At 62.0% G+C, this 16,135-nt stretch carries 14 protein-coding genes and 1 pseudogene; 9 read left to right on the top strand and 6 right to left on the bottom strand.

Annotated features, from left to right (window positions below; genetic code table 11):
* The first annotated feature begins 456 nt into the window (after positions 1-456).
* Positions 457-4,593 carry a hypothetical protein gene (locus NKI79_RS18870; protein ID WP_352803360.1) on the top strand — a complete coding sequence of 1,379 codons (4,137 nt, stop codon included), beginning with the start codon at positions 457-459 and terminating at the stop codon, positions 4,591-4,593.
* Here the strand turns inward: NKI79_RS18870 and NKI79_RS18865 are convergent.
* Positions 4,590-4,868: a hypothetical protein gene (locus NKI79_RS18865; protein ID WP_352620109.1), complete on the bottom strand. Its 279-nt coding sequence runs from the start codon at positions 4,866-4,868 to the stop codon at positions 4,590-4,592. The genes NKI79_RS18870 and NKI79_RS18865 overlap by 4 nt on opposite strands.
* Before the next feature lie 342 nt (positions 4,869-5,210).
* Here NKI79_RS18865 and NKI79_RS18860 point away from each other — a divergent pair, with 342 nt between their 5' ends.
* Complete coding sequence (locus NKI79_RS18860; protein WP_352620110.1) at positions 5,211-5,513, top strand: hypothetical protein; 303 nt, start codon at positions 5,211-5,213, stop codon at positions 5,511-5,513.
* A 261-nt stretch (positions 5,514-5,774) separates the two neighbouring features.
* Here NKI79_RS18860 and NKI79_RS18855 read toward each other — a convergent pair whose 3' ends face one another.
* Positions 5,775-6,266, bottom strand: a complete 492-nt coding sequence (locus NKI79_RS18855; protein ID WP_352803398.1) for a DUF1612 domain-containing protein — start codon at positions 6,264-6,266, stop codon at positions 5,775-5,777.
* Between NKI79_RS18855 and NKI79_RS18850 the strand changes: the two genes are divergently transcribed.
* From NKI79_RS18850 to NKI79_RS18830, 5 genes and pseudogenes are all read left to right on the top strand, one after another.
* On the top strand, positions 6,201-6,410 hold the full coding sequence (locus NKI79_RS18850) for a hypothetical protein (RefSeq protein WP_352620111.1): 210 nt from the start codon (positions 6,201-6,203) through the stop codon (positions 6,408-6,410). The genes NKI79_RS18855 and NKI79_RS18850 overlap by 66 nt on opposite strands.
* Positions 6,411-6,696: 286 nt before the next feature.
* On the top strand, positions 6,697-6,888 hold the full coding sequence (locus NKI79_RS18845) for a hypothetical protein (protein ID WP_352620112.1): 192 nt from the start codon (positions 6,697-6,699) through the stop codon (positions 6,886-6,888).
* A gap of 71 nt (positions 6,889-6,959) precedes the next feature.
* Positions 6,960-8,611 (top strand): annotated as a pseudogene (locus NKI79_RS18840) (transposase).
* A gap of 1 nt (position 8,612) precedes the next feature.
* Entirely contained in the window at positions 8,613-9,491 is an 879-nt protein-coding gene (locus tag NKI79_RS18835) for a TniB family NTP-binding protein (RefSeq protein WP_352620113.1), read from the top strand.
* On the top strand, positions 9,488-10,534 hold the full coding sequence (locus tag NKI79_RS18830) for a TniQ family protein (RefSeq protein ID WP_352620114.1): 1,047 nt from the start codon (positions 9,488-9,490) through the stop codon (positions 10,532-10,534). Before NKI79_RS18835 ends, NKI79_RS18830 begins: the two co-directional genes overlap by 4 nt.
* Before the next feature lie 24 nt (positions 10,535-10,558).
* Here NKI79_RS18830 and scpB read toward each other — a convergent pair whose 3' ends face one another.
* The gene (gene scpB, locus NKI79_RS18825; RefSeq protein ID WP_352620115.1) at positions 10,559-11,257 is read right to left on the bottom strand and encodes an SMC-Scp complex subunit ScpB; all 699 of its coding nucleotides are present in this window, start codon (positions 11,255-11,257) and stop codon (positions 10,559-10,561) included.
* A gap of 5 nt (positions 11,258-11,262) precedes the next feature.
* On the bottom strand, positions 11,263-12,216 hold the full coding sequence (locus tag NKI79_RS18820; protein ID WP_352803395.1) for a DUF1403 family protein: 954 nt from the start codon (positions 12,214-12,216) through the stop codon (positions 11,263-11,265).
* 127 nt (positions 12,217-12,343) lie between these two features.
* Between NKI79_RS18820 and NKI79_RS18815 the strand changes: the two genes are divergently transcribed.
* Complete coding sequence (locus tag NKI79_RS18815; RefSeq protein ID WP_023723132.1) at positions 12,344-13,459, top strand: tyrosine-type recombinase/integrase; 1,116 nt, start codon at positions 12,344-12,346, stop codon at positions 13,457-13,459.
* A gap of 38 nt (positions 13,460-13,497) precedes the next feature.
* Here NKI79_RS18815 and NKI79_RS18810 read toward each other — a convergent pair whose 3' ends face one another.
* Complete coding sequence (locus tag NKI79_RS18810; RefSeq protein ID WP_023723131.1) at positions 13,498-14,190, bottom strand: nucleotidyl transferase AbiEii/AbiGii toxin family protein; 693 nt, start codon at positions 14,188-14,190, stop codon at positions 13,498-13,500.
* Positions 14,190-14,459 carry a hypothetical protein gene (locus NKI79_RS18805; protein WP_023723130.1) on the bottom strand — a complete coding sequence of 90 codons (270 nt, stop codon included), beginning with the start codon at positions 14,457-14,459 and terminating at the stop codon, positions 14,190-14,192. The genes NKI79_RS18810 and NKI79_RS18805 overlap by 1 nt, the downstream gene beginning before the upstream one ends.
* A gap of 606 nt (positions 14,460-15,065) precedes the next feature.
* Between NKI79_RS18805 and NKI79_RS18800 the strand changes: the two genes are divergently transcribed.
* Positions 15,066-15,998 carry a recombinase family protein gene (locus tag NKI79_RS18800; RefSeq protein ID WP_031195486.1) on the top strand — a complete coding sequence of 311 codons (933 nt, stop codon included), beginning with the start codon at positions 15,066-15,068 and terminating at the stop codon, positions 15,996-15,998.
* The last annotated feature ends 137 nt before the right edge of the window (positions 15,999-16,135 follow it).

The raw sequence follows: 16,135 nt of genomic DNA, 5'->3' as shown, positions 1-16,135 counted from the left end.
TGGCGATGCATTTCACCGACGACTTCGAGCGTCTCGCAACTCGCCTCAATCCGCTCGCGCCTTCGACGCAGCAGAGCCAGGCTATTTTCGAGATGTTTCCTGGTACGCGGCCAGACCAGCCGACGGACAGCCGCGGTGACGACAGTCCCATTGAAAGAACATTCAACATCGAAGGTCTCCAGGGGCTCGCAAACGAGACTGTCCGCCGGATCGAAAACTATGGCAAGGTCTATGCCGACGCACCCAGCCGTGTGCAACCTTTTTTCCAGGGGGCGCCAAAGTCGAGCGGGAATCTTATGACGGCGAACGCGGCTACCAGCGCGTCGGTCGCATTTCCGCGGCACTTGGAAAAAGCATCGCGACGCGCCTTGGTGAAGCGCGCGCCGATGGCAAGTCGCGTGACCGCAAGACTCCAACTTTGGACCCGAGAACCGACACAAGCCGCCAATTGCGGCGATGTATTACGACGCCGCATGGCGCGCCATAGCCGGGGATCCTGCAAAGGCAGAAGCCAATCGGGCTTCCGCCTCCGCAGAGACCAGAGCCTTCGCTGCGCAGCTCCGGGACGACTATGCCGACTATCTGCTTGGCATGCAGCCGGACGACGAGGAGAAAGTAGCCCGGAACCGGGATTCGCAGCGAAGTCCGAGCGACAACGACAAGGCCCTCAACACAATGGGCGTGGTCGGCGGAATGTACGCGTATCCGCAACTCGCCGCCTTCTTCGGCCTGATCATCGACGTGACTATCCCGGCTCAGAACGTGCCAAACAACGCGAGGTTTATGCGCGCCGATTTCGGAGGTGGGGGTGGGGTGCTCAATGCGCCGGTCTGGACCGCTATTGACCCACAGAGCGACGGCACCTTGCAGGTTAGGGCAAGTAATGTACAAGGGCCGGACTCGCAATGCAGCTTTGGCTTGCTCCACCTCGGCGACACGAAGCGGTTTGACATAGTATCGCTCAACGTGAATGCCGCCGTCGATGGTTGGATGAGTGCTGCACGCAGCGATCGGCAGGCCCGCGAAGATGGCGCCCGGCGCTCAGATCTTGCCTCGGGCGTGTCGGGTCAGCACGGCGTTGGCTTGTCTATAGTCGATCGGTTTCGGCGCGAGGCCGGGGCCAACGAGCTGACCTCGGAAAACCGGCCCGACGGCCATACGCTGCAACCAAGCGAGCGTGTCCTCTACCTCGAGGATCTGATCGCGGGTTATCGTATCGACGTGGCGACGCAGATGGGTCGTGAGCACAAATGGAGATGGCTCAGTCTGATGGACCGCGAGGTCAACTTTCCCGAAGTGGAAGGCAAACTGAAGCATCCGACGGCGCTCGCCGCACCGCCAGTCTGGCCAGTAGACCGCTTTGGTGGCAGCGTGCAGACCATGCATAGGGACGTGCAGGTCTCCGATGAAAATCAACCGCCCCTTGCCGTCGTCTATGAGACGCTCGCCTGCTGGCGCAACTGGAGCCTTGCGGTTCCAGCCCACGGCGCCAACACCAATTCGGGCGACGGCGAAATCCAACTGGAGCGTACCATCGCACCGAAGCGGGGCTCGCTGCCAAGCTTCCGGTTTGACAGTTTAGTTAAGTTGGGCGCTCGCTGCATGCTAATAAACGGCTCCAGCGTGAGGCTCAAGGACGCCGCAGAAATCTACGAGGGTAATTCCTCGGTATATGTTCTCGCGCAGGGGCCAGGTGTCCCGCTTGGCGAGGACGGTTTCCCGATTCTGCGGCATGAGCCGTTGCCAACGCCACGACTGTTCAAACACAAGCCACCCCCTGAGGAAAAGGACGAGGCCGACGACGCGCGGAACGTCGTCGTGCGCACCGGCTACGACGGTAAGGTCAGGGATGCGCGGGAGGAGCGAGTGATCCTCCCCGGTGAAACGACGTTCGACATGGCCGAGTTGCACGGCGCACTCGATGACTTCGAAGATCTTCCCGAGCCGCCCTACCAGCAATTGACCCTCTCGCCAAAACTCGGCACAGCCGCAAAACTTCCAGTGATGCAGGATTTGGTCACTCCGCAGGACAGCGTGCTAAGCTACCCTGATCCGAAGGCGCGGTTTATGACTATGGCTTTTACCGAGAACGGTCAGCCGGCCGAGCAGTTCGGCTTTTCGCCTCCGGTGATTGTCGATCTGCTTGCGCCTGACTCGCGAGGGCGCGATCGCCACTGGCCCGATATGGCGGGGTTGTCGTTGGAGCTTGTGGCAGTGCCCCTAGAGGCCCTGCCGCTCCATAATCGGATTGTAGGCACTTTCGACACTCAGGATATCGGCCCTGATCGCAGCGGCCTAGCCCTTGTAAAAGTCCGGCTCGCACCAGCTGAACAAATCGATCTGACCATTTGGTCTCTGCCCGAGACGGTCGCGGACTTGGCGACACAGGCACCGATGGCGGCGACGGTTCACTTCGCTCAAAATTATTCGGCCATGGCGGCCAATGCTATTGCGAATATAAGTGAAGCCGGCCAGCTTGCCGAGATCCTTAAGAGTTTCGAGAAAAAGCCAAACTTCCGTGGCCGGCGGATGGATGAGCTAGCCGCCACTCAAACCGACGCCGATCGGTTGCTGCGCGCCCTCCGGCGTCTCCCGATCCCGGCGCTCAGCAGCTATCAAACCTTGCGCCTCGTACACGCGGTCGAACGCCCGCTGGCTGCGCCGGCCCTTGAGGTGCTTTGGGCGGTGCATAGTCCAGACCCGCACCCCAGTCAAAAGGATCATGAAACCGGTATCCGTGTGGCTTGGACTCGCAACCTCATCGCTTGGGGCATCGGACCGGAAGAAAACCCGACATCACAATCCGCCGACGCTGAAAAAAAGCTTACTCAAGGCTCCAATCGCATCTTCTTCGGCGGTCGTGTCAGATTCCACCGCAAATCAACGTCGAGACTCGACCTGACAGGAGTCTGGGAAGACTGGCGCGACGACATCGCGCCGCGCAAAGACAAAACGACCGGCAAGTTCTGCTTCATCCCGGAACCGCACGCTGAGACGCTGATGTCGATGAACGATATCGACTACCGTCCCACAACAGGCGATGGCGACGTAGTCGGGCTTGCCTTCGGACATGGTCCCACGCTGAAACCCACGTTCGTGGGATACACGTTCAAAGACACGCGTGCCAGATCGATCACCGTCAACGCCCGCGCCGTTAGCCGCTTCCGCGGCCAGTTCGACGCTAACGAAGATTCATTGGACGAACGGTTCGCCCTAAGTTCCGACGGAGCAGCGAGTGGTAGCCGAACGCTGATCGTCCGCTCGACCGAACGCCCGAAGCAGCTACCATCGATCTTTTGCGCACCGAGCCTGCACTACGAGATCGAGAATTACGACCCGGAGGATTTGACGATTCGGGACAAAAGCGGCGTTCGACATAGGCGCACTGTCCGACTCCGTTGCGACGTCGGCGACAGATTTTTCGAGCGGGGAATTAAGGAGCGCGTAGGCGTGGTCTGTTGGCCGCCGCATCTGTTCGATGCGCCTGAGATCCCTGAAGTCCGGCAGATGGTCGTCGAGGAGATCGATGCTGAAATCGCCATGCTTGTAGATACAAACGGGAGCGGGATGCCCCCGAAGGGGGCGGCCCGCTATGTGACGCGCTGGGGCCGCGATCCAATCCACGATTCCGGCGACCTGCCCGCGCTGATTCCTGCATCGGCGTTCCGCAATTGTGTGAAATCAGTAAAGACGGTGATGCCGTTACCGGCGGACAAGAAGCCTGGCAGCACCAATCCTGACAAGGCATCCAATTCGACGCTCAACGTCTCACTCGCTCTTTACGATCCGAAACTCGACCCGGACACTGGGCGCTTCTACGTCGATATCGAAATTGACCAGCACGAAACCTACGAACCTCACATCAACCTTGGGCTGGTCCGTTATCAGGAGCATAGTATTGAAGGCGTTGAGTGTTCATTGCCAACGCGCAATCAGGTTCGCGTGCCGGCCGACCGCCAACTTGAACTAGAAGTGGCCGACGACGGACGCATTTCGCTACGGTACAGCGGGGTCGGCTATCATGGCGCCTACATTCCGCGCATTCTTCACCATAACAGCAACGGTGCGCCGCTCTCAACCTCAACCCTGAGCGTCACTGTGATGCGCACTCCTGTCGATGGCGTGAGTGGCGCGCCAGCACTGATTCGGCCGCTGGCCCCCGGCGTCGAACCGGATGGGTTGGCACATATTGACCTCCTGGAGCCGCGAACATCCGACGGACTGGTGGAATGGGTTGTGGGGCGCTTTGCCGACGGGGCAGTAAAGGATCCCAATCTCAAGGAACTCTTCCTCCCGGCCGATTGCGTACGTGAACACATTTCCGTGTTGGTGACGGAAAGCGAGCACTATGTGGCAGACAACTTCCTCAAAACCTTTGGATCCAACCGGACAAACAACAGCGACTTCGAGGAGCCGAGCAAATGGGCGGACGCGAGTAAGATCGACGGCACCGACCAGACCTTAAAAATCTCACGCGACGTCTCTGCGGTCCATCTCAGAATGCGGCCAAATGCACCGAATCAAGAGGAACAGCATCCGGCTCGAAGTGAGTGCGGTCCCACAAGAGGAGAACGCGATGCCAAAGTAGACTAGATGTAAAGAGGGGACTTCGACCCCAAGGCGCCTCCAAAAGCTTTGCCGTGATGACTACGTTCGTTCTCATCGATCTTTGCAAGAGTTTTATTGGGAAGTGGTTCCAAGATAACGTCTTTACCTGCCTGTGGCCTAGAATAGCGAATAGCAAAGGAACCCGGAACAATCGATGCGTCAACTTCATCATTGCCAAGCTCGACACACGTGTCACCACCGACATCACCTCGCGTTTGATTTCCTGCAAACTTGAAGTCAAGCGACTTACGCATTTGCAAGACCAGCCTCTTCTTGGACCTAGCTGTGTACGACCACATGTCTCGAGCTTTTTCTCGTCGCCATGTGACGCTCATATTTTGACAGCCCCTCCGTAGCCATCCGACTCAATATGCAGTGACAAAGTTCGCGAGGGGGGTTAAGTTCTCGATGCATAAATCAAAGGAGACATTTATGCCCCCTGCCCCGTACTAGAGGTTGAAAAAGCAATGTTGATGGACGATCGTATGCCTACAAACATCAGCACGTGAGGGGTGAACTTGCGACTCGGGACCGTATTCTTATTCGTACTGTAATGTTTTAAGATCACCTAAAGGCGGTCTAACAACGAGGGAGGAAAAGCTATGAAAATGGCGCTCGCAATACTAATATTTGTCGCGTCGGCAGCAGCGACTAATGTGTCGTTTGCATGTGATTGCACTGCTCCGTTCAAAGGAACATGCACGGGCAGCGCAAAGCTTGTTGGCGATAGTACTATCCATGTGACGGCACCCCCTGGACAATGCGCGATTGTCGAATATGCGGCTAACGGACAGGCGGCAACTGAGACTATAACTGATAAGGCTAAAGGGGTCAGCGATGTTGATTGGCTTGGCGATAAGAATCCAAAAGTAGAGTATACCGACTGCCACATTTGCAAAAAGTAGACTTGTATGGAGGTTGGCTATATAGAGGATACCGCATCTGGCCGAGCTTCACGTAAATGGCGAGCATGCGAATAACTGTTCTCGAAATCCGCAGGCCGCCGACACAAAAATGAGGCATCACCGTCGTGCTGATGGAAGGCTCCGCGCCTCCGCCGGTTGCTCAACCCGCGCCAAGAGGCGTAACAGAAACGGCCAAGGCTCTAATCGCCACTGGATGACAGTTCAGTGGCAGGTCACGTGCTCGACAATCACGTTGTTCAACTAAACAATTCCCCATGCCCGAAACCTTCTCCTCCCCGTCATCTCGCGCAGATTGAGATCACCGACCAGGTTGAGCGCCCCCTGCTTTGTCACCTTTAGCCTCTCCTGGATCATGCCAGTCGAGACGATCGGCCGCGACAGCACGAATTCGAGGAAGTCAGGCAGCTTCGAGTTGGCGCGGCGTTCGCGCAACCGACGTTCCATCTGGCTTTTCGCCATCGTCAGCCGATCGTGTTCCTTCAGGCCGACCAACGCGGCGTCGTGGATAGCATCGACGGAGGCCAGCAACCGATCGGAGCGATTGCGCGCCCGTCGCCGCTCCCGCGGAATGTTTTTGGCGCCGAGATGCAGGCTGGCCAGATGGTTGGCGGCAAGACCTTCCTGCCGCAGCAGCGCGGCAATCAGCAGAGGCCCGAGCCAGGCGGCATGCTGCAGCACCTCGATGTCGGACCAGGCCTCGAGCAGGATCGCCGCTCGCAGGACGACCGGCAGATCGCGCGTCCCGGCGATAACGGCCTGCCATTCGGCCAGCCGTTCTTCTTCTCCAGTCGAGATCGTAGATCAGGCCGTTTTGCGGCTCCGGCCGGTCTCGTCGTGACGTTTCCTCCTTTCGACCAGGCACGTCGGCGTCGCTGAGAATCTTCGACGAGCGGGCCAGGACGGCATCGATCTCGGCAAATTCTTCGGCCAGCAGGTCGGCCTCAGCGTCATCGCGACCGTCGGTTTCAACGGTGCTGCTTCCAGCCCCCTCCCCGTCCCGGCTTTTTTGTCCCGATGCCGGCGTCGCGCCGCCCCGGCCGGTCAGCGCCAAAAAACCGTCGCGGCTGAGCGCCCAGTCCGGCTTCTGCGACAAAATTCGACGGCGGGTTCGCAGCACCGCATGGGCGCGGGTGAGCTCGTGGGTCGGGGTGCGAATGTCCATATGGGCGTCGTGCAGGACGAGGTCCTCGAGGTGGACGAGTTCGCCCGCGAGCCAGAGCGCGGCGGCTGCGTCGGCGAAGTGCTGGCGCTCGACAAAACCGTCGCGGACGGGGGAACGCGCCAGTCGCTCGTCAAGCCGCGCCAAAGCCTCGGTCGCTGTCGCTTTCACTTCCCGATTTCAATCGCGCAATAGTCATGTGCTTGTTAGGTTTTGGCGCTACGATGGTGATGATTTTTCGCTAATGATTTCACTGACCGCTCGTTTTGCCGAACCGATTGCACAGCCTGAAACCGGCGCCTGCAGCGTCACATTCCGAAGAAGCATGGTCGACGGCGCGCCGGGTTGCGCGCGAGCTCGACAGGATTTTGGACGGCTCGGGTCCCCGACGGGCCGCGATCGTTCGGGCCGCAGCCGAACTGCGCCTTTCGACACGGCAGGTCTACAATCTGCTCACACGCTACCGTGTCGATCGGACCGTGACATCGCTCTTGCCGGACCGGGATCGGACACGGAAGAAGCGACTTCAGCAGGAGATCGAGAAGATCATCGCGACGACACTGCGAGAGCAGTGGCTGGTGCTGGAGGCTCCGCCCCTCGCTCCGGTCGTGGCCGAGATCCGCGCCCGCTGCGAGGAGGCCGGCCTGGCTCCTCCATCCTACCTCACAGTCGCTCGCCGAATACCAGCATTGTTTGGCGCCGAGGAAATCGCAAAGAAGCGATCTGCGAACCCGAAACATCTCTATCGGCTCAAGGCCCGGCCTGGATACATCCACGCGGCGTACCCTCTGGATGTCTGCCAGATCGATCACACGCCGACCGACATCAATTTTGTCGAGGTTGTCGAGGGCGGCGGGACGTTCGTCGGCAGGGCCTACCTGACGCTCGTCACCGACTGGCAACGCGCTGTATTCTCGGGTTCTGCCTCACGCTCGAAAAGCCGTCGGCGCTGTCGGTCGCATTGTGCCTGGCGCAGGCGATGTGTCCGAAGGAGGAATGGCTGGCTGCGCGGGGTATCGAACATGGGTGGCCGATGTTCGGTCGACCGCGATCGCTAGTCACCGACTCCGCCAAGGAGTTCAAGGGCAATGCCTTCCAGCGCGGGTGCGAGGACTACGGCATCCGCATCCGCTACCGAGATCGCGGCCGGGTCCATCACGGCGGCGTGGTCGAAAGGCTGCTTGGGAAGCTCAACGGGGTTCTTGCAACGCAGCCCGGCTCAACGGGCCGATCCGTGGCGAACCGCGACCAATATCCCGCAGAGCGGCGGGCGCGTCTCAGCTTCGCCGATCTTGAGCGATGCGTCGTGCTCGCGGTGATCGACCACAACCTGCAGCAAAACGCGAGGACCCTGAAGGTGCCGGCGTCGGAATGGAACCGGCAGGCGCACGACCTTGCGCGTTTCGACGATGATGCCATGCGGGTGCTGCTGGCATTCATGCCCGGAACGGAGCGCCGCATCTCACCGCAGGGCGTCAGCATGTTCGCGCTCGACTATTACTCACCTTGGCTGGGCGAGCTTGTTCCGCAGCGAGATCGGCTGGGCAAGCTCGAGCTTCGATACGATCCTCGCGACATCAGCCATGTCTATGCCCGCGATCCCGAAACCAGGGAGTTTCGATCCGTGGAGCGGCGCGACGGCATGCTTGCTCCGATGACGTTGTGGGAGCACGAGGCCGACCGCCTGCAGCGACGCGCCGCGAACGCGCGCACGGATGTCGAGAAGGTAACGCTGCGCCGGCGGATCGCGGAGATTAGCGGCGGATCGAAGCCGTCGAAGGCCGAGCTGCGCAATGCCGTGCGCAAATCCCACGCCGCTGACGCGCCCAAGCCCTACGACGCGATGCGGCCGGAGCCGCCGGCGCCCGCCGATCATCCCTCTCGCCCGAAGCGCCGCCTGCCGGTGGAGGATTGGTGAGATGACGGGTCATCTTCTCGATCACGTTCGTCCTCACCTCGACCGCAGCACGGAAGAGCGGATCACCTACATTCAGGCGCCGCGATGGATTGGACATCAGGTGGCGGTCACGGCGCATGAACGCCTTGCCGAACTTCTGTCGCGGCCGCCATCGTTGCGGACCCGAGGACTGATGCTCGTCGGCCCCTATGCCAACGGCAAGACGATGATCGCCGAGCGGTTCGCCGTCCGGCATCTGAGAACAGCTGAGCAGCAGCGGGTATGGGTGGTGCAGACGCGCGAGGGGGCCGGTCTCGCCCATTTCTACGGGAGCATCCTGCAGGCCTTGCGCGCGCCGACGGGCAGCAGCCGGAACGTTGGCCGCAAAGCCGAACAGGTCGATCATCTGCTCGACAGGCTGAAGCCCAGAATCCTGATCTTCGATGAGTTCCACAATGCGCTGCGCGGCCGTGCCCGCGACGTCGAGGCCGTGCTTGCCTTCCTGCGGAGGATCGGCCGCCAGTTCGACATCTCTCCGGTTCTGATCGGTGAGGTCACAGTCTATGACTTCGTCAACCAGACCGCTGAAATGGCGACCAGGTTCGACCTACACGCCGTGCCGCGATGGCAATATGGCGAGGAGTTTCTTGCGCTGCTCGACAGCCTGAAGAGCGCCTTGCCGCTTGTCCGTGCGTCCGATCTCTCGGATGAACCCTTGGCGCGAAGGATATTCCAGCTCTCCGAGGGACTGATCGGCGAGATCGTGGCGATCATCTCCGCAGCGGCCTCAGCCGCAGTGAGGTCCGGCGAGGAGCGAATTACGAAATCGGGCATCGAGGCGCTGCGCTACGTTCCGGTCTCGAAGCGGCGTCGGGCGCCGGTGCGCGAGGATCTGCTGTGACAGCGAATGCAGCACGGGCGGCCTTCACGATCGAGATCCGCGAGCGATATGGCGACGTCGCCGGGAATCGGTGGCCGGTTTCCGTCGACCCGCTTCCGGACGAGCTGTTGTCGAGCTGGCTCCACCGTCTCGCGCTCGCGAACGGCATCGCGCCGCGGTCGTTCGCCGGCGTCCTGGGCCTCAGTGAGAGGATGTGGTCGCCGCGTCTCGACCTTCGACTGCCGCGCCGCGTCGCCACGTTGCTCTGTCATCAGACCGGCCGGGCGACCGAGGAGATCTCGGCGATGATGATGAGCGGCTTTGCGATGGCCGCGCTCCTGCTGCCGTTGCGGGACAACACGCACCGGAGGCGTTCGACCTGGCTGCAGTATTGCCCGCAGTGCCTTGCAGCGGACGAGGCGCCGTATTTCCGCCGGCAGTGGCGGCTGGCGTTGCGTGCGTCGTGTTTCGCGCATGGCTGTGGCCTTCGCGATCGCTGCCCCGCCTGCCGAGCCCCCATCGCGACCTTCGACCAGGGCGAGGTTGTCGCGCAGCACTATTGTGCGCGATGCGGCTTCGACCTGCGCGCTGCTCCCAAGACCGCGGTCAAGGCGTCCGCGCGCCGACTGGAACGTGCGATCGCGGATATATGCCGGGTGGAATCGGGAACGGGTTCGGCGGCAACCAGCGATGTTGTCTCGCGCGTGCTGTCCGCACCGGCCGTCGTCGATATCGGCTCCACGGGCACTCTTAGGAATCTCTCGACGGCCGCGCGCATTCGCTGCTTCGAGTTGCTCGCCGCAAAATCTCTCGACTGGCTTGTGACCGACAAAGACGCCGCGACCGCGCATCGGCGTCGGATGATCCTTGCGGCGGGCGGCCATGATGAACTGATCGCCCGCTTCGCCGACTTCCTCGACAAGCACCAGACGCGGCCGAGATCCATGCGCCAAACCCTGCCCCGTGCCGGGCTTGCCGACGTGCTGACGGCCTATCTGCGCGTGGCCGGCGATCGGACCACGTCAAAGCGTCACCGCGATCTTGGAGTTCCACAGCCCCAATGATTGGTGGCGCCCCTGCCGCGGGTACTATTCGTCTATAACGGTGCCGGCGCCAGGGTCGTCCCCATCGGTGAACCTTGACATGATGTCGCCGGCCAGCAGCTTTTCCTTGCTGAGCAGGCCCGCGTCTTCAAGTGCCTCGAAGTCAGGCAGATCGCGCAGGGTGCCGAGCCCGAACTCCAGCAGGAATGCCTGCGTGGTGACGTAGGTGTACGGCGCGCCCGGCTGCGGCGCGCGCGGGCCGGATGCGATGAACCCGAAGGAGCGCAGATTGCCGATCAAGTCGCGGCTGATCTCCTTGCCGAAGAAGCTCGACAGTTCTGCACGGGTAATCGGCTGGAAGTAGGCGATGCACATCAACACCAGCAATTCGGACTGCGTGAGGTCGACCGATCGTTCGCTTTCGCCGACGGCCGTGCGGATGGCGTCGGCATAGGCTGGTCGGGTCAGGTGCTTCCAGCCGCCGGCGACGGCGACCAGATCGTAGGGGCGACCGCGCAACTCCTCGCGGATGTCGTCGATCAAAAGGTCGATGCTGCAGGTCTTGCCGACGATCCGCGCCAACGTCTCGCGGCCGACCGGTTTGCTGGCCGCGAAAATCGTTGCCTCGACGCGATGCATCCATTCCCGCCATCGCGCCTCCGGCGGCAAGTGATCCAGCTCCCGATCAAACAGACCGTCGCCTGGTCGGCCCGTCGCTCGTTTCGCGCGCGCTGCTTCCGCCATCGACCTCAGATCCCGTAGATGCGGAAGGTCGTGCGGCCGCTGAGCTCGCGGACGGCGCCGAGCTCGACCAGACGATCGAACAGCCGCCGGCTGGCCCAGCGTGACAGGTTCTTGCTGGTCACCGTTCCCGACACAGCATCATCGCCGATCAGCCGGTCAACGACGTCGCCGGCCGCCTTGGATCGCAGCTTCGGCACCACCGCCCGAAGCCGTTCGGCCCGCGCCGCCATGTCCGCCGCCAGCCGGCAGGCCTCGGCCGCTCCGAGGGCCGCGGCGATGAAGGCGGCCTGCTCAAACGCATCGCTGCCCGGCTGGGCGCGCCGGCCCTCCGACCCCGAACGCAGAAGCGGCGTGTGGATCTGCGAGCTGAGGATCGGCACGGCGTGGCGCCAGCCCATGCGCCAGGACAGCGCGCAATCGGCCAGCCACCAGGCCAGGATTTCGGCCTTCGGGTCATCCCGCACGACGGCGGCTGCGATGCGCGCCGCAATCACGGGGGCGAGCGTGCCGCTGCGCACCTCATCGCGCGTGACGTCGATCAGGTCGCCGAAACCGTCCGACCAGCCGACGCCGAGCAGGGCGGCGACCGCCTGCAGATCGCCGGTGGCAGGCGGCAGCGTGCGGCCGGCCAGCCGGCGCCACGCGGCAAGCACATTGCCGGCAGGCCCCGGCTCGTCGCCGGACCGACGTACCAACCAGGCGTCTCGCAACGCCGCTTCGTCCTCGGAGCGACCGATCAGCTTTATGCAGGCGCTTGCTGCTCTCAACGCCAGGCGATGCCGCCACGCCCCGCTCCATTCGGGTTCGGCCTGCACGAGGTTGTCGAGCGCATTCAAGGCGCTGCCAGCCATGAAGGCGCCTTCCACCGGGTCCCCGGAACGGGCGCGCGGCGTCGCCCACGCCGGCACGCGCGGGACCGGGAAGCAGACTTGCGATGCGGGTGCGGGCTGCCGACTCATCTCCGGCAGCGTAAACGGGATGTGCGGTTGCGACCAGATGCTTCGCCGTTTTCCGCACAGCATGTCGCTAGTGTTTTATGTCCGATAAGCTTGCCTTATCGGACGTATTCTGATAGCCTCCCAAATCATGCAAAATCCCCCGGAAAACAGGGCCATAACCGACGAACCGACCCACGACGATTTGCCCGACATCGTCGACCTTGTGCTGGAAATGGGCTCCTCACCCCCCGCCTCGCGGGCGCCGGCGCGTCTGGAAGCCCTCGTCGAGACCGCGACGGCCTACGCCAAGGCGGCCAGCTCCGACAACACGAGAGACGCTTACGCCAAGGATTGGCGGCATTTCACCAGCTGGTGCCGCCGGGAGGGATTCGATCCGATGCCGCCGTCGAGCCAGGTCATCGGCCTCTATATTGGCGCCTGCGCCGCCGGGGATCCGAGACGCGGCCTCCCCCCACTTTCTGTCGCGACGATCGAGCGGCGCCTCTCCGGTCTTGCCTGGAACTTTACCCAGCGCGGCGTGCCAATGGATCGCGCCGATCGGCATATTGCCACCGTGCTCGCCGGCATTCGCCGCAAGCACGCAAAGCCACCGCGGCAAAAAGAGGCCGTGCTCGGCGACGATCTCATCGCCATGATCGCGACGCTCGGCCATGATCTGCGCGGCCTGCGCGACCGCGCTATTTTGCTGCTTGGCTTCGCCGGCGGGCTGCGGCGCTCGGAAATCGTCGGCCTCGACGTCGCGCGCGACGACCATCTCGATGGCAACCACAGCGACGGCGCCGGCTGGATCGAGATTTTTCCTGACCAGGGCGTCCTGGTGACGCTGCGCGGCAAGACCGGCTGGCGCGAGGTCGAGGTCGGCCGCGGCGCCTCCGACCAGACCTGCCCCGTCGCTGCCCTCGAGAGCTGGATCCGCTTCGGCCGCATCGCGAGAGGCCCGCTCTTCCGGCGCATCTTCAAGGACAACAAGACCGTCGACGTCGAGCGGCTCTCCGACAAGCATGTCGCGCGCCTGGTCAAGCAGACCGCACTCGCCGCCGGCGTCCGCTCGGATCTTCCGGAAGGGGAACGGAAACTGCTGTTCTCAGGACATTCGCTGCGCGCCGGCCTTGCCTCCTCGGCCGACATCGAGGAGCGTTACGTCCAGAAGCAGCTTGGCCACGCCTCGGCCGAGATGACGCGCAAATATCAGCGGCGGCGGGATCGGTTCCGCGTCAATCTCACCAAGGCGTCTGGGCTCTGAAAGCCCCTCCCCCGCTTGAAGCCGGCTGCCGGCGTTGGTCAGGATGATGTCGCTGGCGACAGCACCTCTTCGAGCAGGGCTGTTGCAGTGGCAAGGCTATCAGCAGCCATCTCCTCGTAGTCTGGCATGATCATGAGCTGTGCAATCGTCCGTCTGACGAACTCCGGATTCAGCTCTGCAAGCCGCTCCCTTGTTCGAGCGACACGATCCGGAAATGCCCGGAGGGCTCCGACAACGCCGGCTCGATGCGATCGCGCGGCGGCTGCGATATCGAAGATGTCCCGCGGTCTGGGCTCCGCGCCTCGGTAATAAACCTTCTTGGCAATGATCTCGGGAATGGTCTCAAGCCATACCGAACGACCTTCTACCTCTCGCTTTTCGAAAGGTGTCCCGGTCAAGGCCCCGGCCACGATGAAGTCAATCTCGCCCAAGCCCTCGAACGCGAATTTCTGAAACCTCGTCCCGTCGCCGTCATATGCGGCAGGACCCGTGCTGAAGCTCAGTTGGCTCTTGGATGGGTCAATGAAGCCGAGTAGCTGAGGGTCGTCGAGGAAGATATCGACGTCGTGGCTTTCGCGATGGTTGATGTGGATCATCATCGCCGTGCCGCCGCCAAACGACCATTCGAATTCAAAACCTCCGGCCTTCTCCCGGAGCTGGTCGATCAGATCGGCAGCAATGGCGAAAAGCCGCCGCCATTCGGACGGACGACGGCTATGGACCTCGATCATCAGGCAGCGAGTTGATAGCTCTCGCCGGACCAGGCAGAGAAATGGGCCGCGAAAGCCTTCAGATCATCAACCGCTATCTGGTGCGCGGCGGCGAACTCCATCTGCTGCTCGACCGGTACTTCTCCAAGGAAGGCACTGACCTGCCCAGGATACTGCTTCGCCAGATCTAGATCCGAAAGACAATGAGCCAGCGCCACCCCGTCGAGCTGTTCGCTGTAGGGCGCGTTCACTGTCGTCAGAACCAAGGCCAGATGCTCACTCATAGTCATGCAAAATAGTCAATTCGTGGATGGGGCACAAGCTGCGAGACTCGGGCACTGCAAATGGCTCGCGAGACTCACAATCGTCCTTCCGTCGACCACAGTGACGCCTGAGCGGCCATGCGCGCGTAAACGGACGAGCTACAGACGCGCGCGGGATCGAGCGGCATTCGGCCAGCTGCGAACTGATCTTCGGAAGCACGACTCCGGCACGTCTCGCCCTTACGAAGCCGCAGGGCGAGATCGGCGGTGGCGCGATCGGTTCCGCGTCGACCTCACCAAAGGCTCTGAAGGTCCCCTCCCCGCGCTTGAAGCCGTAAGGTGTAAACGGCGGTACTGAACTTCAGCTTACGACTTCAATTGAAATCGGGAAATAAAAGCGACAGTCACAGGCGATATCTTCGGCAAGAAAGCTCACTATCGATAATGACCTCATATCGGGACTGTACAGCACCACGCCCTGGGGCGGTCAGGAGGCTAGAAATGGTTGATTTTCAGCCTCATCGAAGCCGTAGGAGCTACCCAAAGGGCCACTAGAGACGTTTACAAACGATCGTTTGTTGATATCTTCGGTGTTTGTACAAACGCCCTTTCCTAAGCTGAGAGACGCCGCAAATGGCCCGTGAAGCGCAAGATCGACGCTCCGGACGACCACAGGGCCGACAAATCGGGTACGCGCGCGTGTCGACGGACGAACAAGCGACGGAAGCGCAGGAAATTGAGCTGCGGTCGGCTGGCTGCGACGTGGTCGTTCAGGAACATGGATCCGGGGCCTCAAGAGCTCGCCCTGCCCTACTGCGGTTGATGAGCGATATCGGCGCCGGCGATGTCCTGGTCGTGGTGCGCCTCGATCGCCTCGCGCGCTCGGTAAGCCATCTTCTTCAGGTGATCGAGGATCTGACTGAGAAGGGCGCGCATTTCCGATCTCTCCGAGATCCGATCGACACGTCGACGCCACAGGGCATGTTTTCGCTACAGGTACTCGGCGCCGTTGCCCAACTCGAGCGTGCGCTGATTTCAGAGCGGACCAAGGCCGGCATTATCGCTGCACGATCGAAGGGGCGGCTGCCAGGCAATCCTGGTATCCGGGAGCGCAGGCCCGAAGCCCTGGCGAAGATGACAGCGGTACAAAAGGCAGCCTATGGCCGACGGCTACAATCAACGATGAACCAGTGGCTTCCGACGGTCCGCCGGATGCGACCCGACCACAACTGGGACGACATCGTTCGGGTCTTGAAGCAGCGCGGCCTCGACTGGACGCCTGAACGACTGCGGCGGGCAGTGAGGTGGCTCGTCACAGAGCACCTGGCCGACTCCACACTGCTAAAGCGGGCGTCTCCTCTGTCTCCCGAAGATCGCCTGATGACTCTCGTGGCAGGGATTTCGCAGTCTAACCCAAACCTGTCGCTCCGCGACATCGCTGGCCAGCTCGAGCGTCTGCATGAGCGAACCCCACGAGGAAGCGCAAAATGGTCTGCCTCCTCAGTCAAGAACCTGCTCGATCGAGCCCGACGGCTTGGACTCGTCGCCGAACTACCTGCGAACTGACCGCCATCCCGCTGCAGAACAGTCCTCAGTTTACGGTCTGTGGCTGACGCTCAACGTTCCCGAGCCGCTTGTACGCGGCCCAGGCATCAGCTGGAACGGCGCTGCCGGCCCGCGCCAGCCAAGCCGCACGATCGGAT

The sequence above is a fragment of the Mesorhizobium sp. M0340 genome, from assembly GCF_040321535.1.
In the GTDB taxonomy this organism is placed as follows: Bacteria; Pseudomonadota; Alphaproteobacteria; order Rhizobiales; family Rhizobiaceae; genus Mesorhizobium.
Note: the sequence above shows the minus strand (reverse complement) of the source record. Positions and strands in the feature narration are given on the sequence as shown.